At 37.3% G+C, this 21,475-nt stretch carries 18 protein-coding genes; 9 read left to right on the plus strand and 9 right to left on the minus strand.

Annotated features, from left to right (window positions below):
- The 9 genes from QWT87_RS15940 to QWT87_RS15980 form a co-directional block, all read right to left on the minus strand.
- The coding region (locus QWT87_RS15940) for a hypothetical protein (RefSeq protein WP_302717133.1) at positions 1 to 432 on the minus strand (432 nt) is incomplete at its 3' end.
- A 15-nt stretch (positions 433 to 447) separates the two neighbouring features.
- Positions 448 to 1,632 (minus strand): hypothetical protein, encoded by a 1,185-nt coding sequence (locus tag QWT87_RS15945; RefSeq protein WP_302717135.1) that lies wholly within the window; start codon positions 1,630 to 1,632, stop codon positions 448 to 450.
- A gap of 83 nt (positions 1,633 to 1,715) precedes the next feature.
- Positions 1,716 to 2,552 (minus strand): type 1 glutamine amidotransferase, encoded by an 837-nt coding sequence (locus tag QWT87_RS15950; protein ID WP_302717137.1) that lies wholly within the window; start codon positions 2,550 to 2,552, stop codon positions 1,716 to 1,718.
- A 34-nt stretch (positions 2,553 to 2,586) separates the two neighbouring features.
- Positions 2,587 to 3,705, minus strand: coding sequence for a carboxylate-amine ligase (locus tag QWT87_RS15955; RefSeq protein ID WP_076390024.1), 1,119 nt, complete (start codon positions 3,703 to 3,705; stop codon positions 2,587 to 2,589).
- A gap of 27 nt (positions 3,706 to 3,732) precedes the next feature.
- Positions 3,733 to 4,686, minus strand: a complete 954-nt coding sequence (locus QWT87_RS15960) for an ATP-grasp domain-containing protein (protein WP_302717140.1) — start codon at positions 4,684 to 4,686, stop codon at positions 3,733 to 3,735.
- 45 nt (positions 4,687 to 4,731) lie between these two features.
- Positions 4,732 to 5,445, minus strand: coding sequence for an alpha/beta hydrolase-fold protein (locus tag QWT87_RS15965; protein ID WP_214589922.1), 714 nt, complete (start codon positions 5,443 to 5,445; stop codon positions 4,732 to 4,734).
- Between the two features lie 159 nt (positions 5,446 to 5,604).
- Positions 5,605 to 6,816, minus strand: coding sequence for an ATP-grasp domain-containing protein (locus QWT87_RS15970; protein ID WP_302717143.1), 1,212 nt, complete (start codon positions 6,814 to 6,816; stop codon positions 5,605 to 5,607).
- A 140-nt stretch (positions 6,817 to 6,956) separates the two neighbouring features.
- Positions 6,957 to 8,372 carry a M17 family metallopeptidase gene (locus QWT87_RS15975; RefSeq protein ID WP_302717145.1) on the minus strand — a complete coding sequence of 472 codons (1,416 nt, stop codon included), beginning with the start codon at positions 8,370 to 8,372 and terminating at the stop codon, positions 6,957 to 6,959.
- Between the two features lie 3 nt (positions 8,373 to 8,375).
- Positions 8,376 to 9,497, minus strand: coding sequence for an alpha/beta hydrolase-fold protein (locus QWT87_RS15980; protein ID WP_302717146.1), 1,122 nt, complete (start codon positions 9,495 to 9,497; stop codon positions 8,376 to 8,378).
- A gap of 215 nt (positions 9,498 to 9,712) precedes the next feature.
- Between QWT87_RS15980 and glgB the strand changes: the two genes are divergently transcribed.
- The 9 genes from glgB (at position 9,713) to apaG (ending at position 21,446) form a co-directional block, all read left to right on the plus strand.
- Entirely contained in the window at positions 9,713 to 11,662 is a 1,950-nt protein-coding gene (gene glgB / locus QWT87_RS15985) for a 1,4-alpha-glucan branching protein GlgB (protein ID WP_302717148.1), read from the plus strand.
- Positions 11,662 to 12,216, plus strand: coding sequence for a hypothetical protein (locus tag QWT87_RS15990; RefSeq protein ID WP_302717150.1), 555 nt, complete (start codon positions 11,662 to 11,664; stop codon positions 12,214 to 12,216). The genes glgB and QWT87_RS15990 overlap by 1 nt, the downstream gene beginning before the upstream one ends.
- A gap of 28 nt (positions 12,217 to 12,244) precedes the next feature.
- Positions 12,245 to 13,651, plus strand: a complete 1,407-nt coding sequence (locus QWT87_RS15995; protein WP_302717152.1) for a glycogen synthase — start codon at positions 12,245 to 12,247, stop codon at positions 13,649 to 13,651.
- Positions 13,652 to 13,654: 3 nt separating this feature from the next.
- Positions 13,655 to 14,188 (plus strand): FEKKY domain-containing protein, encoded by a 534-nt coding sequence (locus tag QWT87_RS16000; RefSeq protein ID WP_302717154.1) that lies wholly within the window; start codon positions 13,655 to 13,657, stop codon positions 14,186 to 14,188.
- A 15-nt stretch (positions 14,189 to 14,203) separates the two neighbouring features.
- A complete protein-coding gene (locus QWT87_RS16005; protein WP_108410496.1) occupies positions 14,204 to 15,472 on the plus strand; it encodes a glucose-1-phosphate adenylyltransferase in 1,269 nt (422 codons plus the stop codon).
- A gap of 217 nt (positions 15,473 to 15,689) precedes the next feature.
- The gene (locus tag QWT87_RS16010; RefSeq protein ID WP_302717156.1) at positions 15,690 to 16,730 is read left to right on the plus strand and encodes an SRPBCC domain-containing protein; all 1,041 of its coding nucleotides are present in this window, start codon (positions 15,690 to 15,692) and stop codon (positions 16,728 to 16,730) included.
- A gap of 124 nt (positions 16,731 to 16,854) precedes the next feature.
- Positions 16,855 to 19,668, plus strand: coding sequence for a 2-oxoglutarate dehydrogenase E1 component (locus tag QWT87_RS16015; RefSeq protein ID WP_302717158.1), 2,814 nt, complete (start codon positions 16,855 to 16,857; stop codon positions 19,666 to 19,668).
- A gap of 38 nt (positions 19,669 to 19,706) precedes the next feature.
- On the plus strand, positions 19,707 to 20,975 hold the full coding sequence (odhB, locus tag QWT87_RS16020; protein ID WP_302717160.1) for a 2-oxoglutarate dehydrogenase complex dihydrolipoyllysine-residue succinyltransferase: 1,269 nt from the start codon (positions 19,707 to 19,709) through the stop codon (positions 20,973 to 20,975).
- 96 nt (positions 20,976 to 21,071) lie between these two features.
- Positions 21,072 to 21,446: a Co2+/Mg2+ efflux protein ApaG gene (gene apaG / locus QWT87_RS16025; RefSeq protein WP_228457735.1), complete on the plus strand. Its 375-nt coding sequence runs from the start codon at positions 21,072 to 21,074 to the stop codon at positions 21,444 to 21,446.
- The last annotated feature ends 29 nt before the right edge of the window (positions 21,447 to 21,475 follow it).

Consider the following 21,475-nt stretch of genomic DNA (forward strand, 5'->3'; position numbering starts at 1 on the left):
TAGAATTCCGTAATTTTTAGGTTCAATTTTTTCATTAAAAGTATCATAAGAATCTGCTCTCCATTGATTTTCGTGATATATAAATGATAAAAATTCAACCCAGTATTTATTTCTTTGGAAATTGATTTGAAGATTGTCTCCATCTTTTGGTTCATAGTCAAAATCAAAACAGTTTTTATTATTGAGTTGATCCAGTACAAACTCTTCAGTAAGGAATTGACCAATCTTTCCACTTGGCATATTTAAAAGTCCCATAATACCAGTATTGTCTTTAAAACCGGCAAATTCATATAAAATCCAGCTAAATAGTTCCTTGGATTGCGGCAGTTTTTTATTGTGAAACTTTTCTAATCTCTTATAAATATTTATTAATTCATGATCTTTAATTTCCAGACAAGTACAGAATTTCAAATTATTACTAACTTCACACATCTTTCGTCTTAATATCTATTCCTCTGCAAAAAACGCATTCGAACTTCCGATCCAGATCGCATCCTTTTTATTGAAATCCACATTTACCATGGCTGCTTTCGTCATTCTGCCCAGATTTTCCAGTAGAATAGGACGTTCGTCATTTTCGCGCCAGATATACAGCAATCTGATCTCTGCTTTTGAAAATTCTCCGTTGATATCTTCAAAAATCGGCTCATAGTTTACCTTTCTCTGCAAAATATAGTTTTCTTTATCCTCAATGGCATCTGTAATTTCTTTTGTCGGATTTAAATTCACTCCGCTTCCTGCAAAAGAAAATAAAGGTTTTAAAACGAAATTTTCAAGGCTTTCGCTTTCTGGAAATTCATGAAGGAAGTAGCTTTTAGGAACAAACTGATGCTGTAAAAGCGGAAGAAGGAATTTAGAAATTTTAAAAAACCAGTTCGGATGCGTAACCCAGGTTACATCAACATCTTCACGGAAATCAAATTCAGTTTTCAGATCCGGAATTCTGTCTAATTCGTCAAAGATAACACGGTTGTAAATCCTTCTGATCTTCGTTAATTTTCCATCGTTTTCGTAGAATAGTTTTCTTCCTTCTTTTTTCACTTTGGTTAAACAAACCGTTTTTATTCCAAGTAATTTTTCAGTCAGAACAAAATCAATGGCAGTTTTCTGCTTTTCAGGATAAATTTCAAGGAGAATTACGTTTTCAGGATTTTCATCACCCAGAAGTAAATCCTTCATGTAATTTTTAAAATCATCATGAGGCATTTTATTTTGCAGCTCCGAAAGAAAAGGGTAGACATCACAGAATGTCTGTTCAAAAACTTTCTGAAATGCATACAAAGAAGGGAAAGCCTGAAGTTCGATCAACTGAGGTTCAATCTCGCCGTTTTCACTCTTGCAGATCCCGAAATCTATGGTGAAAAAGTGAGGTTGCTTCGTGTCATTGGGAACTCTGCAGTTATCAGGAATCGCTTTTTGTAAAGTTTCTTCAGGAAGATTCTTAATCTGGCTGATAATGCTTTCGCTGGCGTCAATAAGTTTAGATTCAAATTCTTTTGTCAGAAATAAAGGACTTTCGGAAATTCTGAATCCGGTTTCCAGACCACTTTTCTGTTCTAAAATTTCTTTAAACTGATTGTATTTTTCCTGAGAAAATTCCTGATTAAATTGCTTTCTGTATTTTGGAATCATAATTCTTTTTCTTTTTGTGATTTAAAAAATCGGACAGTTTCTGTGTCCGATTTTTGTATTGATATTTTCGTTTTATTAAAAATTTAAGCCATTGCTTCTGCCTGCTTCAAAACGTTTTTTTTTGCAAAATGTAAAAATCTCGGCAGAATCTGAGCCTGAGTAAGGATGATTTTATCTTCATCATCCATTCTGTCCACGGTTTCAAGATATTTTTCCATTCCGAAATTCTCAATCATTGCCTGCTTGTTCTTTTCATCTTTCAGATTTTCAATCATGCCTGCAGGATTGGCTTCCGGATGAAACTGTGTTCCGAATATCTCCTCCGAAAAACGAATCGCCATTACCGCTCTTTCAAGGTTAATGTGCGGACGGAATTTTTCAATGGCAACGATTTTCATACCCAGTTCCTCAAAACGGTCATGATCCGGTTCGATAAACTGATACGCTCTGGAATCTACAGCATAGAAAGGATCCGGAAGATTTTTGAATAAAAATTCCTGTTCTCCTTCTTCGGTTTTATGAACCGGCATTACGCCGAAAGAATACGATTTTCTCTTGCAGATATTTCCAAGTTTCCAGTGAATACTTGCCAACTGAAAAGAATGGCAGATCAGAAAAAGATACTTTTTGTCGTCGCTGTACTGGTTATGTTCAAAAACATTATCCAGAAACTGAGCAAATTTATCTTCCCATTCAAGACCTTCTCTGTGCGGATCTCCCGGACCTCCCGAAGAAATAAAAATATCGAAATCCTCTACATTGGGCATTTCATTTTTAAATCTCACATCGAATGTTTCAATGCTTACGTTTTCCTGAGCACAGCTTAGCTTAAATGCTTCAGAAATTTCTTTAATATTTTTAAAACCCTGATTCACATGATTGTTGTTCATGTCCAGCAAAGCAATTCGAATATCATTCATACGACTTCATATTTTTTACAAAGTTACCAAAAAATTATGAAGCGGTTTCTCCGTGTGTGATGCCGTACTCAGTTTCTGAGATCATATAATCCACAACTTTGGTAAGGTCTCCTGTTTCATTGAAGACTTTAAGCTGTCGGTCTGCTCCGGTTCCGTTTTCAAGAATTGTCCATGCGTATTCCACCTCTTTTCTGCATCCTAATTCGTCCACCACATCATCAATAAACTCAAGAAGTTCCTTTAAGAGATCAGGATATGGAACAGATTCTTCTTTTCCGAAATCAATTAAGTGAGCTTCAATTCCACTTTTGGAAGCACGCCATTTGTTTTCATTTAGCAATAATCTTCTGTAGCTTCTGAAACTTAAATTCTGCTGATGAAGTTTGTAGATTTTTGCAACCAAAGCCTGCATTATGGCAGCCAGACAAACGGTTTCATCAATTCTCATCGGCATATCGCAGATTCTGAATTCGATTGTAGGGTAGAACGGATGAACTCTGAGATCCCACCATATTTTTTTAGCATTATCAATGGTTCCTGTCTTTACCAAAAGGTCTACATAACTGTCAAATTCAGCTAAAGAATTGAAAAAACTCGGAATTCCGGTTCTTGGGAATTTTACAAAAATTTCCTGTCGGTAAGACTTAAAACCTGTGTTTCTTCCGATCCAGAAAGGAGAATTTGTTGATAGTGCATAAACGTGCGGAAGGAAATACCTCATCACATTCTGTATTCTTACGCCTTCTTCACGGTTAGGGATTCCGATATGGACGTGAAGCCCGAAAATTAAATTTCCTCTCGCCACATCACCCATGTCGTCTACAATTTTAATATAACGCTCTCCGTTTGTAATGGTGTTGTGTTCCCAGTTGGAGAAAGGGTGCGTTCCACCGCCGGAAACTCTCAGTCCCTGTTCATGGGCGGTTTTTATAAGATGTCTTCTTAAATTCGTTAATTCGGCTTTTGCCTCCTGAATATTCTGGCAGATGCCTGTTTCCATTTCAATCATGGATTCATGCATTTCATGCTTTAAATTTTCACTTAAAACAGCTTTTCCGCCTTCAATAATTTTCGAAACATGAGAGACCAGATCCCGGCTCTCAACATCAATAATCTGATATTCTTCTTCGATTCCAATAGTAAATTGATGCATTTTTTTTCGTGCTTTTTGTTGATATTCTTATTTTACAGAATCTTTTACGAAATTTCCCCAAGAGATGTTTGGTTTTCCCGGAACATATTCTTTTGCTTTTTCGATCGCTAATTTGGCTGCGTGTTCTACGATCCATGCAAAATTTTCTTCTCCTACAGAATTTTTGTCTGCATCTGGAGCCGGATTACAGAAGTCGATTGCATAAGGAATTCCGTCTTTTACCGCGAATTCTACCGTGTTGAAATCGTAGCCAAGCGCTTCATTCATTTTGATGGTGTAGTCGTGAATTGTTTTTAATAATTTCTCCAGTTCTGCACCCTGCGTCTGATGTGTAGTTGCATATCTCAGATGATGAGGATTTCTCGGCTCATAAGGCATAATATGAACATATTTTTTACCTAAACAGTATACTCTGTAATAATCGTCAAAGATAATTTCTTCCTGCACCATCATTACCAGTTGCTCGGTTTCGCTTAATTTCGACCACAGATCCTCCGGATTTTCCACGCGGTATACATTTCTCCATCCGCCTCCGTCATGCGGTTTCATGTACGCAGGAAAACCTACATAATCGAAAATATAATCCCAGTCGTGAGGGAATTTCAGGTTTCTGAAAGAGGTTTCTGAAGTGTTTGTCGGTCTTTCGTGAGACGGAAGCAAAACTGTTTTCGGAAGCGGAATTCCCAGTTTCGTCATCAAAGCGTTATTAAAAAACTTTTCGTCTGCGCTCCACCAGAAAGGATTGTTGATGACATACGTTCCGTTCAATGCTGCATTTTTCAGGTACGCTCTGTAAAAAGGCACATCCTGCGAAATTCTGTCGATAATTACAGCATATCCGTAATCTGCGCCCTGTTCAAGTTTATCGATATGTACAGGTTCTGCGATGATTTCTCCGCCTCCCAATTCGTTAACTTTATCAATAAACGCCCAAGGAAACGTATCTTCCATACCGAATAGAATTCCTACTTTTTTTGCCATAAATGTATTTTTTAATGTTGTATTTTAATGTTAATTTTTAAGTTTTTAAGAAAAGAATGCTCCGATAAAAGTTGGGAAAACCATTCTCCAAAGCGGCCAGTCGTGATTAATCCACTTTCTTTCATCATACCAGAAATCAATGCCTTTGGAAGCTAAAATTTCTGCCATTTCCACGTTTTTATCTTTACAGATATCCTGATCCGAAGTGCTTAAAACAATATGCATATGTTTGTATTTCCATGCTTCATCATTTCTCACAAATTCACGCGGACAGTTGAAATAAACCAGCTCATCGGAATAGCCGTCCATAAAATTTCTAATGCTGAATGCTCCTGACAGACAGAACAGATGCGAGACAACGTCCGGAAAACGGAAAGCAAAATTAGCCGCATGATATCCTCCGAAACTGGCTCCCGCTACCGCAACGCGATGCGTCTTATGAATTTTCTGAACGTAAGGAACGAATTCCTGAATCAGAAACTGAACATATCTTTCATAGTTTTTAATCCTTTGCTGTGGAGAAATATTGTTGTCATAAAAACTCCATCCGTCTATGGTCTGAACGTTGTAAAGTTTTACTTTTCCCTGTTCTATAAACCAGTTGATGCTTCCGTTAAGATGAAAATCATGGTTTTGAGTATATTGTCCCTGTGAAGTCGGAAACATAATGATCGGATAACCATAATGTCCTGTAACTTCCACTTTAAGACTTGTTCCTAGTATATGTGAATAATAATCTGTATGCTCTATCTGTGGCATTTTTTTTCGTATTTGGGTTTAATCAGTAAATTGATAATAAGGTCTGCCTTTTCATTCTCCTGATTTAATGATTTCTAAATTAGGGATTAAAAAAGGATTTTAGGGTAAACTTAATTTTATAAAATCAATAATTTCTTGATGTTAATTTCTCTTTTTAAATTATGACATAGGTTTGTCTTTCGGCGGAAGAATATTCAGTAATTCAGCATGAATTTTTTCGGCTGCCCTGTCTAATCTTTCCTGAACGATTACCGAATCTTTCGATTTGTAAACGATTCCGACATGATAATCTATCGGTAAGAATTTTACCGCCTCTTCGCATTCAAACTGATTGTAATCCGGCTCTTTGTCTTTAATTAAGGCGACAATAAGCCCCGAATAATATCCTGTAGGTTTAGAAACCTCATAGTTTTTTCCTCTTAATAAAGCATCTTCAATTTTCGCCCATTCTCTCCAGATGTTAATGTTGCTTGATGCTTCCACGAGATCAGGAATATGCGCTCCACCCACTCTTGAAGAAGTTTCAAGAAAATAATATTTTCCGTCGTCTTTGCTGCGGATAAATTCTGTGTGAGTCGCTCCGTTGATTAGTCCGAAATTGGATAAAACTTTCGAATTTACCTCTTCAAGAGCCTTAAATTCATCAGAATATCTTCCAAGCGTTTTTGTTCTGAAAACACCTCCTTCATGCGAAACCTGCATCGGCGGAGCCAAATATTTTGAGGCGGAAGTGAAAACAATTTCTTTATTAAAAGTAAGGCTGTCTACATGATAAACATCTCCCGGTTTAAAGCTTTCCAGAAGGAACAGGTGACGCTCTTCCCCAAGATTATTCAAAGCTTCCCAAAGCTCTTCTTTGGAATTCAGTTTTTTAATTCCTGAAGCAGAGGCTTCGGAACGTGGCTTTAAAACCCACGGTGCAGGAACCTGATCTACAAAATGATTAACCTCATCATTATTAAAAACTGCCGTAAATTCAGGAACATTAATTCCGGAATCCTTTGCTTTTTGTCGCATGGCAAGTTTATCCCTGAAATAGCGGTGCGTAGTCTGTCCCATCCCCGGAATTCTGAATGTTTCGCGGATAAGCGCCGCTTTTTCCACATCATAATCGTCCAGAGCAATAACGGCGTGTACTTTTCTGGTCTGCATCAGATGGGAAAATCCCTGCACGAGATGATCCAGATTCCAGACAGAAGGCTTTACTTCAGGCATATAGAATACCTCATCGATGGCATGCCACGGCCAGTTTTTTTCTTTAAGATTTTCGGATGTTACTAAAATTATTTTATTACCGAGTTTTTTCATTTCATCCATGAAATCATAACCCTTGTAATAGCACGAAATACATACTATTGTTTTCTCCTCCATACAATGTTTTTTAGTTTTTGATGAACTTTCAAAAATAAAAACGTTTTTTTATTAATTATTTAATGTTAAAAATTAAAATATTGTGCGCTTTTGAAAATTCTATTTCAATTATACAGAGAATTTTTGTAATAAACTAATTTTTAGTGATAATTTTCGATTAAATCGGCTAATAATTGCACTCCAAATCCCGTTGCAGACTTTTCTTTGGCATAACCTACATTTCCGAAAGCTACTCCGGCAATATCAAGATGCGCCCATTTAGGATGGTTCTCAATGAATTGTTCTAAAAATTTAGCCGCAATAATGCAATCTCCGATAGGTTTCATCGAAATATTCTTAATATCTGCCACATCCGACTGGATATCGTCTTTCCAGACATCCCAAAGCGGTAAATTCCAAAGTCTCTGATTGGTTCTATCGCCGGTTTTTATCAAAAGGTTTTTCAATTCTTCATTGTTGGAAAACAGAGCCCCGCAAGTATCGCCAAACATTCTTACGGAACTTCCGGTAAGCGTGGCAAGGTCGATCAGAAAGTCAGTTTTGAAGTTTTTCGCCATATAGGAAAGTCCGTCGGCGAGAATCATTCTGCCTTCCGCATCGGTATTGAGAACCTCAATTGTTTTTCCGTTGTAAGCCGTAATAACATCACTCGGAAGAAAGGCATTTTCAGAAATAGAATTGTCGGTAATAGGTAAAATAGCAACTATATTTACAGGAAGCTGCATTTCCGCGGCATAAATCAGCGTTCCCAAAACGGCAGTTGCACCGCCCATGTCCGATTTCATATAATGCATATTGTCGGGATTTTTCAGAGAAATTCCTCCTGTGTCAAATAATACACATTTTCCGACCAAGCCGAAAGTGACTGCATTTTTAACATTGGTTTTGTATTCAACAATGGTGAACGCCGCGTCATAAGCACTTCCCTGATTAACGGAAAGATAAGCGCCCAGACCAAGTTCCTCACACTTTTTCCTGTTAAAAGAAGTATATTTTAAATCATATTTTTTAGCTAAATTTTTTAAATATAAACTGAAAGTATCTGGTTTTTTAAGATTGGCGGGTTTGTTCAGCCATTCCTGACAGGCGGTCTGTCCGTTGCTCAGTGCTTCGGCTTTTTTACTGATGGTGTCTAGTTTTTTCTGGCTTAAATTTTCAAAATGAAGCTCAAATTTAGCATTCCAGAACGCATGCGTTTTTTCGAAAGGATAGTTGTAAGTTCCTATTAATAAACCCTTTGCGAATTCTTCAAACTGCTTCTCGTTCAAACAGTCGGCTATAACTAATGTCGGGACAGGCTGTACTTTTCCTTTTTGCGTCTGGGAAAATTTAACAGCAACCTGCTGAATTTCAAAATTCTGCAAAGTAGATTTTCCTAAGCCTATAAAATAAGTAATACCTTCTTCATGGGCATTCACAAAAACTTCATGCTTTTTACCCGTGAAGAAAGTTGAAATGTTTTTATTGAAATTTTTGCTGGTTTTCGTCCATTCTTCTTCTGTGAAAAGATGAAAAACCTGCGTATAATTTTTATTTTTTTTGTTGATTAATTTCATAATTTAATTTTTAATGCTTTCCTGCTGTGGTTTTACTTCCACTGGGTTTTCTGTGTTGTTATAATAAAGCCATTCAATCGCTCTCGGGAATTCCTGCGACCAGTAAAATTCGCTGTGCGTACCTTCCGGATTGATGCTTGTTCTGAATTCAAAATCGAATAGGTTTTTCTTTTCCCAGCGTTTTAAATATTCTTCAAAAATATGGATTCTCTTTACCATTTTTGAGCCTTCCTGACCGCCTCCGTAAAGATAGATTTTCGTTTTAAAAGGAACCCTGAAATTCATCATCGGAAAATTATTGTTCGGTTCCACCCAAAGTGAAGGTGAAAAGATCAACAGTTTGGAGTAGACTTCAGGATAAAGAAACCCGCTGTAAATGCTGATCAGTGCGCCAAGAGAACTTCCTCCGATCCCGGTGTTGTCACGATCTCTTTTGGTGCGGTAAGTCTGGTCGACATAAGGTTTCAAAGTATCTGTAATGAAGCGGATGTATTTTTTACCTTCCGATCCGTTCGCTACATTGTCGTTATCAAAAATATATTCTTTAATCCTTTCTTCGCTTCCGTGTTCTACTGCAATGATGATGACATCTCCACGACCGTATTCTGAGAGAATGGAAAGTTTCTTATCGATTTCCCAGTTTCCGTAACCGCTTCCTTCATTAAATAAATTCTGTGCATCCTGAAGATACAGGACGGGATATTTTTTGTCTGAAACATAATAATCATAGGGTAGAAGAGCCCATACTTTTCTGTAACGGTCAAGTTGCGGAATATAAAATTCCTCCGAAATAATCTCGACAATCGGAAAATATTCATCCTTAAAAGGTCCCCAGTTGAATCTCCATTTCTCAACCGTATCTGATGTTTTTCCTGCTGCTTTTGAAGCTTTTTTATTAGGAGTAATGCTTCCGTACTTGTCGAGTTCTACATTTTCCCAACCACCCTTAGTAAATTTGTATTCAATAACATCCGGCAAAAGCTGATCGTCGATTTCGATAAAATAATTTTGAGAGTCTTTTTGGATCAGTTGAAAGTTGTAGTCTTTCGGATTCCAATTGTTAAAATTTCCTGTGATGTAAACCGTTCGTTCATCACTTTCTGCTGTGTAAAGTTCAAACTTCATCCGTGTTTTTAGTAAAATTAAAGCATAAATTTATAAAAAATCTTTTTAAGACAAATCATTTTAAAACGATAAACACTGAATAAAAAAGCGTTATATTTGATAGAAACAAGTACTGCAAAGAGTTTAACATAATAATTTATTCAAAATTTATTAATGATTATTGCAGATATTTTTTGTAGTTTCAAGAAAAATATAAAAATTAAATCAAAACCGTGATGAATTCGGTTAAAACATACACTCTTTTTACGGATCATGATGTTTACCTTTTTAAAGAAGGTAAGCATTACAAGCTGTACAATAAATTCGGCGCACATTCCGCTGAAAAAGATGGAGTAAAAGGAGTTTATTTCTCAGTCTGGGCTCCCAACGCGAAGAAAGTTTCGGTAATCGGAAATTTCAACAACTGGAATCATAAAGATCATATCCTGTTTCCGAGATGGGACGAATCCGGAATCTGGGAAGGCTTCATTGCAGGTTTAACATGGGGAACTTTGTATAAATATGCTATAGAAACGCCGCGTGGAGAAATTTTAGAAAAAAGTGATCCTTATGCTCTGAGCTGGGAACAGAATATTCAGGCTGCCTCATTGGTTTCCACCACTTGGTACGAATGGAAAGATAAAGACTGGCTGGAAAACCGCTGGAAAAAAAATACGTTAAATGCTCCGTTGTCGGTTTATGAGCTCCATTTGGGATCCTGGGTAAGAGAAGGAAATGATCCGAAAAAGTTTCTGAATTACCGCGATATCGGTAAAAAACTCGTTCCTTATATTAAAGAAATGGGCTTTACCCACGTAGAATTTATGCCGGTGATGGAATATCCTTACGATCCGAGTTGGGGATATCAGATTACAGGTTTTTACGCAGCGACTTCACGTTTCGGTTCACCACAGGATTTAATATTTTTGATTGATGAGCTTCACCAAAACGGAATCGGTGTGATTTTAGACTGGGTTCCTTCACATTTTCCGGGTGATGCAAACGGTTTGCACAGATTTGACGGTTCTTACCTATACGAACATGAAGATCCCAGAAAAGGCTTTCATCCCGACTGGAAATCATACATTTTCAATTATGGAAGAAATGAAGTTAAATCTTTTCTGATTTCGAATGCGATGTTCTGGCTGGAACGGTATCATGCAGATGGATTGCGTGTTGATGCGGTAACCTCAATGCTTCACCTCGATTATTCCCGAAATGAAGGAGAATGGGAACCGAATATTTACGGAGGAAATGTAAATCTCGAAGCAAAAGCGTTCTTGCAGGATTTCAATACCGCAGTTTATAAAGAGTTCGGAGACAATATCATTACCATTGCAGAAGAAAGTTCAGATTTTCCTATGCTTACAAAGCCTGTTCATGACGGCGGAGTAGGATTTGGAATGAAATGGATGATGGGATGGATGCACGATACGCTGGATTATTTTAAAGAAGAACACGAGAACAGAAAGTTTCATCACCATAAATTAACTTTCGCTTCCATGTATATGTATAATGAAAATTATATGATGCCTTTGTCGCATGATGAAGTGGTACACGGAAAAGCGAGTCTCATTTATAAAATGAAAGGCGATGAATGGCAGAAATTTGCCAATCTTCGCGCACTGTATGTTTATATGTTTACGCATCCCGGAGCAAAACTGCTTTTCATGGGCGATGAATTCGGGCAGACCAGCGAATGGAATTTTAGGCAGAGTCTGGATTGGCATTTGCTGGAATATCCTGTTCATAAAGGTTTGCAGACATTGGTGAAAGATCTTAACCATCTTTACAGATACGAGACGGCTTTCTATGAAAATCAGTTTAGCAGGGAAGGCTTTGAATGGGTGGAAGCAGATGATCTGGAAAATTCCGTGTATGTCTATTTGAGGAAAGGAAAGAAAAAAGATGATGTTTTTATGGTGATTCTCAATCTGAAGCCTGAAGTTCTGGATTATAAAATTGGGGTGAATGCAGCGAGTCATTGGGAGATTGTTTTCAATTCTGATGATGAACGGTATTCGGGAAGCGGTTATAAGCCTGAAATTTTCAGTGAACAGTATGAGGAATACATGAATCACCAGAAATCCATCAGCGTAAGTCTGCCGCCGCTTTCAGGAATTATTTTGAAAAGAAAAGACAAAAAGTACAATAAGCATAACAGAATCAAACAACATAAAAAGTAATGATTCAGTTATTAGAAATTTTAGGAAAAGACTATGAAAGTCTCAAGGATGTCATTATAAGGACGGATTTCGACAGTGAAACTCTGGAGTCGTTTTCGAAAGCCGGAATTAATGCTCCTGTAAGCGATGGAAAATTCAATGGAGATTTATATTTTTTTACTTTTAAAATTGAAAAATATAAAATAGAATTTCTAAGAAACAAGATTTGTGAGATCGATTTCATTGGAGATAAAAATAAAACTCTGGAAATCATAGATTATCTTAGAACAGTAAAGGATTTTGAGTTTAAGTTTATCAGCAAACAGCAGGTTGAAGAAACGGAATGGGAAATAATGGATGACAATACAGAAGAGGAGGGTTTCACGGAATTCAAGAGAAAGCGTTTTGATTTTGATCCTTCTTCCCAATTTGATGCGAATAATATAGATAAATACAGCTTTATGGCTTTTCGGTCAGATGATGTAAACATTATAATCAAAGAAGAGTTTACAGAAAACAGATCTTTTTTTGTATTTGAGATTTATAAATCCCCGAATATCGAAGATTTTAATTAAGATATAAATAATAAACGAGAGAGAAAAAATGATCATTTATCATCTAAGTACGGAATGTTATCCGGTAGCAAAAGTAGGCGGTTTGGCAGATGTGGTGGGAGCTTTACCAAAATATCAGAATAAAATTAAAGATATTGATGCGAAGGTGGTTATGCCTTGGTACAACAAATCTTTCGTGCATGATCATGAGTTTGACATAGTTTTTGATGGCTTCATTCACCAGGGTTCAAATATGCTTCAGGTGCAGGTTTTAAAGGAAAAAACCAACGCTTTGGGCTTTGAGCTTTTTATGGTAAGAATTCCGGGACTTTTGGATCGCGATAATCCTTACGGATATTCGGATGAAAGTTTTCAGTTTTTAGCTTTTCAGCACGGAGCGCTTCATTGGCTGAGTGCGATGGGAATCCGACCGGATGTTTTGCATTGTCATGATTATCACACAGGGTTAGTTCCTTTCATGATTGAGCATTGTCCTGAATTTTCATTTTTAAAAGGCGTAAAAACCATCGGAACCATTCACAATGGTGAATATCAGGGAATGATGAGCTGGGAAATGGCGAATTATATGCCGGCTTTCGATCAGTATAAATGGGGACTTTTAGACTGGAACGGAGTCATAAACCCTTTGGCAAGTATGATTAAATGTGCCAATGCTTTTACAACGGTTTCGCAGGGGTATCTTGAAGAACTTTTTGTAAGTTTCAGAGGTCTGGAAAGCCTTGTTCGTGATGAATTCGGGAAAGCCTACGGAATCATTAACGGAATTGACACGGAAGTCTGGAATCCGGAAACCGATCCGATGCTGGATTTTAATTTTAATGTTAAAAATGCCATTGCCCAGAAGAAAAAGAATAAAGAAAGACTGTGTAAAGAATACGGCTTGAAGCCGGAACTTCCGTTGTTTGCATTTATTGGAAGATTTGCTACCGAAAAAGGAGCCGATTTTCTTCCCGACGTGGTCTGGAAAAGCATTAAGCAGAGCTATGGCGCTTTAAATATCATGATTTTGGGATCCGGAAATTCTTATATTGAAAATAAACTGAAAGAGTACGATTATGTTTACAGCAATTTCGCTCTGGATCTTGGATATAAGGAACATCTTTCCCATAAAATATACGCTTCGGCGGACTTTTTGCTCATGCCGTCGAGAGTGGAACCATGCGGTCTTAACCAGATGTATTCCATGAGATACGGAACCGTTCCGATTGTGCGGTATACAGGAGGATTAAGAGACACGGTGGAAGATGTTTCCACAGGTGGAGCGGGAATTAATTTTACGTTTCCGGGAGTAGACGATATTATCCATGCAATAAACAGAGCCTTATTGGTTTACAATAAAAAAGGTGAAATGGAAAATTTAATCCGTGCTAATATGAATTTTGACTTTGCATGGGAAAAATCAGCCGAAAAATACATAGCTTTATATAAGAATTAAATCGTGAAAAAGCTGTATTTTCTATTTTTATTAATGATCGTTCTTTCCTGTCATCAAAAAGAGGAAACGATGATCCATAAAGACGGATACTATTGGTTTTTAACTTATGGACTTCCAAATTTTCAGAGAGAAGAAATCGAAAAAACAGTTAACAAAAAATGGAAAATAAAAACAGTAAGAGTTGCAGGATGCGAAGTTACCCAAGAATTGGTGGACAGTGTAAGATCTGAAAATGAAAAAACAGATCTAGCTCTTCAAAAAAGATACGGCAAAAACTGGAAAGATTTATATGATAAGGATATTCAGGATTATACAATGAAACAGGTGGATATCATGGATGTTTTAATCACTAATAAAGTATTCAGAAAAGAACTGGCTAAGTATAAGATTGAAATTGATGATCTGGATAAAGATGCTGAAGAATTGGGCAGACCGGACTTTTATAAAGTAAATATTAACAAAATATATCCTGAAGAAGGGATTGCATTTACAGTAAATGTAGATTTAAAAAACAGAACAGTAAACCTAATAAAATAAAACGCAAGATAAACTATGAATCGCAATGTAATTTCCATTGTTTTAGGAGGAGGTAGAGGAACAAGATTGTTCCCACTTACGTATTCAAGATCCAAACCGGCTGTACCCATCGCGGGAAAATACAGATTGGTGGATATTCCTATTTCCAACTGTTTAAATTCAGGATTAAATAAAATTCTGGTTTTAACGCAGTTCAATTCTGCTTCATTAAATTCCCATATCAAAAATTCGTATCATTTTGATATTTTCAGCAAAGGTTTCGTAGATATTTTGGCTGCAGAACAGAACGTTGAAAACGACAGTTGGTATCAGGGAACCGCAGATGCGGTGCGCCAGTCGATGAAGCACCTTGAAAAGTACGATTATGATTATATCCTGATTCTTTCAGGAGATCAGTTGTACCAGATGGATTTCAGGGAGATGCTGAATTTTCACATTGAAAAAGGAGGCGATGTAACCATTGCAACCATTCCGGTGAATGCAAAAGACGCTACAGGTTTCGGAATTTTAAGTTCGGATGACGAAGGCAATATCACTTCGTTTGTTGAAAAGCCGGGGTATGATCTTTTAGAAGGATTAAAATCTGAAGTTTCGGAAGAAAATAAACACGCCGGAAAAGAATATCTGGCTTCCATGGGAATTTATATCTTCACGAAAAGCATTTTGAAAAAGATGTTTGATGAAGGAGCAGGAGATGATTTCGGAAAGGATATCATTCCGAATTCCATCGGAAAATACACAACATTAAGCTATCAGTATGAAGGGTATTGGACGGATATCGGAACCATTGAATCCTTCTACGAAGCCAATCTCGACCTTTGTCAGGATTTTCCTAAGTTCAATTTATTTTCCTCTTCGCCTGTCTTTACACGCGCAAGAATGCTTCCACCATCAAAAGTAAACGGTTCTTATGTAAGCAAAGCTGTTTTTGGCGATGGATGCATCATTCTGGCAGATAAAATTGAAAATTCTGTCATCGGAAACAGAACCAGAATAGACAAAGGAAGTACGATTGTAAATTCTTATGTGATGGGAGCCGATTTTTATCAGGATACCACAGAAATTGTGAAGAACGACAGAAACGGACAGCCAAATATGGGGATTGGGAAATATTGTTACATCGAAAAAGCAATTCTGGATAAAAACTGCTACATCGGCGATAATGTGAGAATTATTGGCGGAAAACATATTCAGGACGGAGATTACGGAACCCATTCTGTGCAGGACGGAATTATCGTGGTGAAAAAAGGAGCCGTTATAAAACCGGGAACTCATATTGGTTAAAAGACTGGATGTTTGAAGCTGGAAGAGGGAAGATATTGAAGTTTAACTTAAATTAATTTTAATAATAAATATGGTTTTCGATGAAGATAATTTTCAAAACTAAACCATCATAGCTAAACTTCCAACATCCGTTCCTCCATCTTCCAACTAAAAAAATAATTAAAAACAGAGTGATCAGCATATTGGTCACTCTTGTTATTTTCTATACTTTTGTACAATGCGTTTTTTTAAGATCATAGCGGTAGTAATTGTCTTGCTGATTGGAGCTTATGCAGCTTCGATGTATTATTTTGTGGACGAAAGCAAAGATTTCAAAATAGAAAAAGAGATCGATTATCCTTTGGAAAAAGTCTTTTTGCAGTTTAATAACCTGCAGCATTTTACGCGATGGAATAATTTCTTTACAAGTTCCCAGTCTATTGATATCGATTATTATACGCCGTATGAAGGGCTGGGAAGTTCTATTAGCTATGTAGATCCTAAAAACGATACGGATGGCGAAATGTTTATCCGTTACGAAAACCCGAATAAATCTCTAAGATATCAGCTTTTTGAAGAAAAAAACGAAAGCCCGACTGTTGTCGACGTTAAATTTAAAGCAGTGTCCTCTGAAAAAACCAAAATTACCTGGGTTGTTCATACCCCGAAACTTTCTGTTTTAAGAAGAGTTGAAAATTTCTGGACCGAAGACCGTTTTGCCGAAAACATCAACAAAAGTATGGCAAATCTTAAAAATGTTTTGGGCAATAAAGTGGAAAAAGATAATCAGATGGCTTCAATAAAATACGATAGTCTGATGGTTGAAAATGAAGAAGAAAAATTATTGCTGGGAATAAACGTAAGTACTTCCAACAAAAAAGATGCGCTTTACAAGAATATTGTGATGAATTATAACAAGATTTACAATTACACCACAATGGATCTGGGCAAAAAAGAAGATGAATTCGGTTTCCCGATGCTCATTACGGATGCAGACAATTACAAAGACAAAGAAGTATCCTATTTTCTGGGGATTCCTCTGTCTAAAAAATTTGGGGTTACAGATAATAACTTCAGTTTCAGAACGATTAGTCCGACCCAGAATTATGTGATGTACTACAAAGGAAACTATGCCGGAAGAGTAAAGGCTATACAACAATTAATCCAGAAAGCCAAGAAAGACGAGATGCGTTTTAATGATATTCGTCAGACTTTTCTCGAACGCCCGACAGAAGATCAGGATGTCAATATGAAGCTCTCATTATCAGTATTTAAGTAAATTCTGCAGATTTATTTCTTTTATAGTTTTTTTAATACTTTAAAGGCTGTTCAGAATCGGTTTTTTTTATTAAATTTGAAGCTTAATTCTACAAACAAATTTTAATAACAGATAAACTGTAATAATGGACAGATTTTCATTCCTAAACGCAGCTCATTCTCAGTTAATTGAGGATTTATACCAACAGTACTTAAAATATCCCGATTCTTTAGAACCATCTTGGAAAGCCTTCTTTCAGGGCTTCGATTTTGCTTTGGAGAACTACGGAGACGATGATAACGTTCAATATATTCAGGCTCCGGCAGCTTCAGCACCTGTTGTTCAGCAGGCAACTCAGGCAGCAACAAACGGAGAAGTTCCGGAACACATCAAAAAAGAATTCAAGGTAGTAAACCTTATTGAGGCGTACAGGACGAGAGGACATTTGTTTACCAAAACAAATCCTGTAAGAGAAAGAAGACATTATACGCCGACTTTAGACATCGAAAATTTCGGTCTGGATAAGTCAGATTTAAATACAAAATTCAACTGTGCGGTTGAAACAGGAATGAAAGGTCCTGCAACTTTACAGGATCTCATCACACATTTAGAGAACATCTACTGTGATTCTATCGGTGTGGAATATATGCACATCAACAATGTTGAAGAAAAAGATTTTATCAAGCAGTGGCTTCAGGTAAATGAAAACCACCCGAATCTTTCAGCCAACGAAAAAACGGAGATTTTATTAAAGTTAAATCAGGCGGTAGCGTTTGAAAATTACCTTCACACCAAATTTGTCGGGCAGAAAAGATTCTCATTGGAAGGTGGTGAAACTTTAATTCCTGCTTTGGATCAGTTGATCTCAAGATCTTCTCAGTTGGGCGTAGATGAAGTGGTTTTAGGAATGGCGCACAGAGGAAGATTAAATGTTTTAACCAATATTTTCGGTAAATCTTACAAGCAGATCTTCTCAGAATTTGAAGGAAAAGAATTTGAAGAAGATGTATTCTCAGGAGACGTAAAATACCACTTAGGTTCATCTAAAAAAATCAAAACAGCTTCAGGAGAAGAAGTTTCTATTAATTTAACACCAAACCCGTCTCACCTTGAAACAGTTGCAGCCCTTGTAGAAGGAATCTGCCGTGCAAAAGTGGACGATAAATACAAAGATTATTCTAAAGTTTTACCAATCATTATTCATGGTGACGGAGCGATTGCGGGGCAAGGTATTGCTTACGAAGTTGCGCAGATGATGACTTTAGAAGGTTATAAAACAGGAGGAACGGTTCATATCGTGGTAAACAACCAGGTTTCGTTTACAACAAACTATATGGATGCGAGATCTTCTACCTATTGTACAGACGTTGCTAAAGTTACAGAATCTCCTGTAATGCACGTCAATGCAGATGATGCAGAAGCGGTGGTTCATGCGATCCATTTTGCGGCTGATTTCAGAGCGAAGTTTGGAAAAGATGTGTATATCGATTTGTTAGGATACAGAAAATATGGTCATAACGAAGGAGATGAACCAAGATTTACACAGCCTAATTTGTATAAAACAATTTCCAAGCACCCGAATCCGAGAGAAATTTATAAAGATAAATTACTGAAAGACAACGTAACATCCAACGATGTGATCGCTAAAATGGAAACGGAATTCAAAGCACTTTTAGATAAAGACTTTGATGCTTCCAAAGAAATTGAAAAGAACGTAATGGACGTTTTCATGGCAGATGACTGGACGAATTATCCGATTGGGAAAAGAGGAGCGGTTCAGGAACCTGTTGATACAAAATATGATCTTGAAAAGCTGAAAGAACTGGCTGTTAAAATGTCTACACTTCCGGCAGATAAAAAGTTCTTAAATAAAATTACAAGACTTTTTGAAAACAGATTAAAAGCAATTGAAGGAAACTCTTTAGACTGGGCTCTTGGAGAATGGCTGGCCTATGCAACACTTCTTGTTGAAGGTCACAATGTAAGAATCTCCGGAGAAGATGTGGAAAGAGGAACATTCTCTCACAGACACGCAGTTGTAAAAACGGAAGATACGGAAGAAGAATACATCCCTTTAAGACAGGTTTCTGAAAGCAGATTTGATGTATTCAACTCTCACCTTTCCGAGTACGGAGTTCTTGGTTTTGATTACGGTTACGCAATGGCTTCTCCTAATACATTAACGATTTGGGAAGCTCAGTTCGGAGATTTCGTGAACGGTGCGCAGATTATCGTTGACCAGTATCTTGCAGCCGCAGAAGAAAAATGGAAAATTCAGGACGGTTTGGTGATGTTATTGCCTCACGGTTCAGAAGGACAGGGAGCAGAACACTCTTCAGCAAGACTGGAAAGATTTTTAACCCTTTGTGCAAACGAAAACATGGTGGTTGCAAACATCACTTCTCCTGCTAACTATTTCCACCTGTTAAGAAGACAGTTGAAATGGTCATTCAGAAAACCATTGGTGGTAATGAGTCCTAAATCATTGTTAAGACATCCGAAAGTGGTTTCTCCGCTTGAACATTTCGCTAACGGAGGTTTCCAGCCAATTTTAGACGATCCTTCTGCAGATCCTTCAAAAGTTGAAAAATTAGTACTTTGTTCAGGTAAATTATACTTCGAATTATTGGCTAAAAAAGAAGAATTAAACGCTGAAAATATTGCACTGGTAAGATTCGAGCAGTTATATCCGCTTCAGACAGATGCTATCGAAGCAATCTTTGAAAAATATTCAAACAGAAAAGAATTGGTTTGGGCTCAGGAAGAACCGGAAAATATGGGAGCTTGGTCTTATATCCTAAGAAACTTCAGAGAAACAGGAATCAATGTTATTGCTCCGGTTCCAAGTGGTGCTCCGGCTCCGGGAAGTCACAAAATGTTTGAGAAAAATCAGAATGCAGTAATCAACAGAGTATTCGACAGAAACGATGCTCCGGTAAAAAGACCTGTAACCGCTTAATTAAAAATAATAATCAATAAAAAAATAAAAAATACGATATGTCAGTTTTAGAAATGAAAGTTCCTTCACCGGGCGAATCAATTACAGAAGTTGAAATCGCAACTTGGCTTGTAAAAGATGGTGATTATGTAGAAAAAGATCAACCCATCGCTGAAGTAGATTCAGATAAAGCTACTCTTGAATTGCCTGCTGAACAAAGTGGTGTAATCACTCTGAAAGCTGAAGAAGGTGACGTTGTACAAGTAGGACAGGTGGTTTGTTTAATCGATATGGATGCTGCAAAACCTTCAGGAAGCGCTGCTCCTGCTGCTGAAGCTCCAAAACAGGAAGAGGTTCCTAAAGCGGCTGAACCTGCTAAACAGGAAGCTCCGGCTCCACAACCTGCTGCTCAACCGGTAGCTGCTGCAACGCAGACGTATGCAACGGGTGCTCCTTCTCCTGCGGCTAAGAAAATTCTTGACGAAAAAGGAATGGATGCTTCACAGGTTTCAGGAAGCGGAAGAGACGGAAGAATTACTAAATCAGACGCTGAACTGGCTGCAGTTCCTGCATTGGGAGGAAACCCTGTTACCGCTACAGGTTCCAGATCTACAACTACGACTAAACTTTCAGTTCTTAGAAGAAAAATCGCTCAGAGATTAGTTTCTGTAAAGAATGAAACGGCAATGTTAACGACTTTCAATGAAGTTGACATGTCTGAAATCTTCAGATTAAGAAAATTATATAAAGAAGAATTTGCTCAGAGACACGGAGTAGGACTTGGTTTCATGTCTTTCTTTACAAAAGCGGTAACAAGAGCTTTACAGATGTATCCTGATGTAAACGCATCTATCGACGGAGATTTCAAAGTAAACTACGATTTCTGCGATATTTCAATTGCGGTTTCAGGTCCGAAAGGATTAATGGTTCCTGTATTGAGAAATGCTGAAAATATGTCTTTTGCAAGCGTTGAAGCCAACATCAAAGATTTAGCGACCAAAGTAAGAGACGGAAAAATCACTGTTGACGAAATGACTGGCGGAACGTTCACCATTACCAACGGTGGAACTTTCGGTTCTATGATGTCTACACCTATCATTAACCCTCCTCAATCTGCAATCTTAGGGATGCACAACATTATCCAGAGACCTGTTGCGGTTGACGGACAGGTGGTAATTCGTCCGATGATGTACGTTGCGATGTCTTATGACCACAGAATTATCGACGGAAAAGAGTCTGTAGGATTCTTAGTTGCAGTAAAAGAAGCAATCGACAATCCGGTTGGTATCTTAATGAACGGAGACGAAAGAAAGGGTCTTGGATTATAATTATTGATAAAAATTATAGTATAAATACAAATCTCGCCTCAAAAAGGCGAGATTTTTGTATCTCTTGTAATAAATACTAAGATGATGTTTTCTAAAATGACCTCCAATATCAAAGTTTCAGTAATACCTGAATATGATAGCAAAAACAGTTATCCGTCCGAAAACAGACACGTTTTTAAATACAACATCGTTATTGAAAACGAAGGAAGTTTTCCGATAAAAATTCTTAAAAGAAAATGGCTGATCTTCGACGTAGGCTTCGGATATACAGAGATCATCGGGGATGGCGTAATCGGCTTGACTCCTGAGATTCCTACAGGCGAAAATTTCGCTTATTTCTCCAATGTGATGCTTCGTTCCGGAGTGGGAAATATGAGCGGAAAATACCTTGTAAAAAATATGGAAACGCAGGAAAGCTTTGAAATTGATATTCCTAAATTCAATCTTTTATCAGAAGTTTTAAGCAATTAAAATTCCAAAATCTGGAAATTAAATTCTGC

The organism is Chryseobacterium urinae (assembly GCF_030518295.1).
Classification (GTDB): domain Bacteria; phylum Bacteroidota; class Bacteroidia; order Flavobacteriales; family Weeksellaceae; genus Chryseobacterium; species Chryseobacterium mucoviscidosis.

Excerpts from the sequence above, each read along its gene's own strand:
- QWT87_RS15945 (WP_302717135.1), bottom strand. The coding sequence starts at position 1,632 with ATGATTCCAAAATACAGAAAGCAATTTAATCAGGAATTTTCTCAGGAA.
- QWT87_RS15950 (WP_302717137.1), bottom strand. The coding sequence starts at position 2,552 with ATGAATGATATTCGAATTGCTTTGCTGGACATGAACAACAATCATGTG.
- QWT87_RS15955 (WP_076390024.1), bottom strand. The coding sequence starts at position 3,705 with ATGCATCAATTTACTATTGGAATCGAAGAAGAATATCAGATTATTGAT.
- QWT87_RS15960 (WP_302717140.1), bottom strand. The coding sequence starts at position 4,686 with ATGGCAAAAAAAGTAGGAATTCTATTCGGTATGGAAGATACGTTTCCT.
- QWT87_RS15965 (WP_214589922.1), bottom strand. The coding sequence starts at position 5,445 with ATGCCACAGATAGAGCATACAGATTATTATTCACATATACTAGGAACA.
- QWT87_RS15970 (WP_302717143.1), bottom strand. The coding sequence starts at position 6,816 with ATGGAGGAGAAAACAATAGTATGTATTTCGTGCTATTACAAGGGTTAT.
- QWT87_RS15975 (WP_302717145.1), bottom strand. The coding sequence starts at position 8,372 with ATGAAATTAATCAACAAAAAAAATAAAAATTATACGCAGGTTTTTCAT.
- QWT87_RS15980 (WP_302717146.1), bottom strand. The coding sequence starts at position 9,497 with ATGAAGTTTGAACTTTACACAGCAGAAAGTGATGAACGAACGGTTTAC.
- glgB (WP_302717148.1), top strand. The coding sequence starts at position 9,713 with ATGAATTCGGTTAAAACATACACTCTTTTTACGGATCATGATGTTTAC.
- QWT87_RS15990 (WP_302717150.1), top strand. The coding sequence starts at position 11,662 with ATGATTCAGTTATTAGAAATTTTAGGAAAAGACTATGAAAGTCTCAAG.
- QWT87_RS15995 (WP_302717152.1), top strand. The coding sequence starts at position 12,245 with ATGATCATTTATCATCTAAGTACGGAATGTTATCCGGTAGCAAAAGTA.
- QWT87_RS16005 (WP_108410496.1), top strand. The coding sequence starts at position 14,204 with ATGAATCGCAATGTAATTTCCATTGTTTTAGGAGGAGGTAGAGGAACA.
- QWT87_RS16010 (WP_302717156.1), top strand. The coding sequence starts at position 15,690 with ATGCGTTTTTTTAAGATCATAGCGGTAGTAATTGTCTTGCTGATTGGA.
- QWT87_RS16015 (WP_302717158.1), top strand. The coding sequence starts at position 16,855 with ATGGACAGATTTTCATTCCTAAACGCAGCTCATTCTCAGTTAATTGAG.
- odhB (WP_302717160.1), top strand. The coding sequence starts at position 19,707 with ATGTCAGTTTTAGAAATGAAAGTTCCTTCACCGGGCGAATCAATTACA.
- apaG (WP_228457735.1), top strand. The coding sequence starts at position 21,072 with ATGACCTCCAATATCAAAGTTTCAGTAATACCTGAATATGATAGCAAA.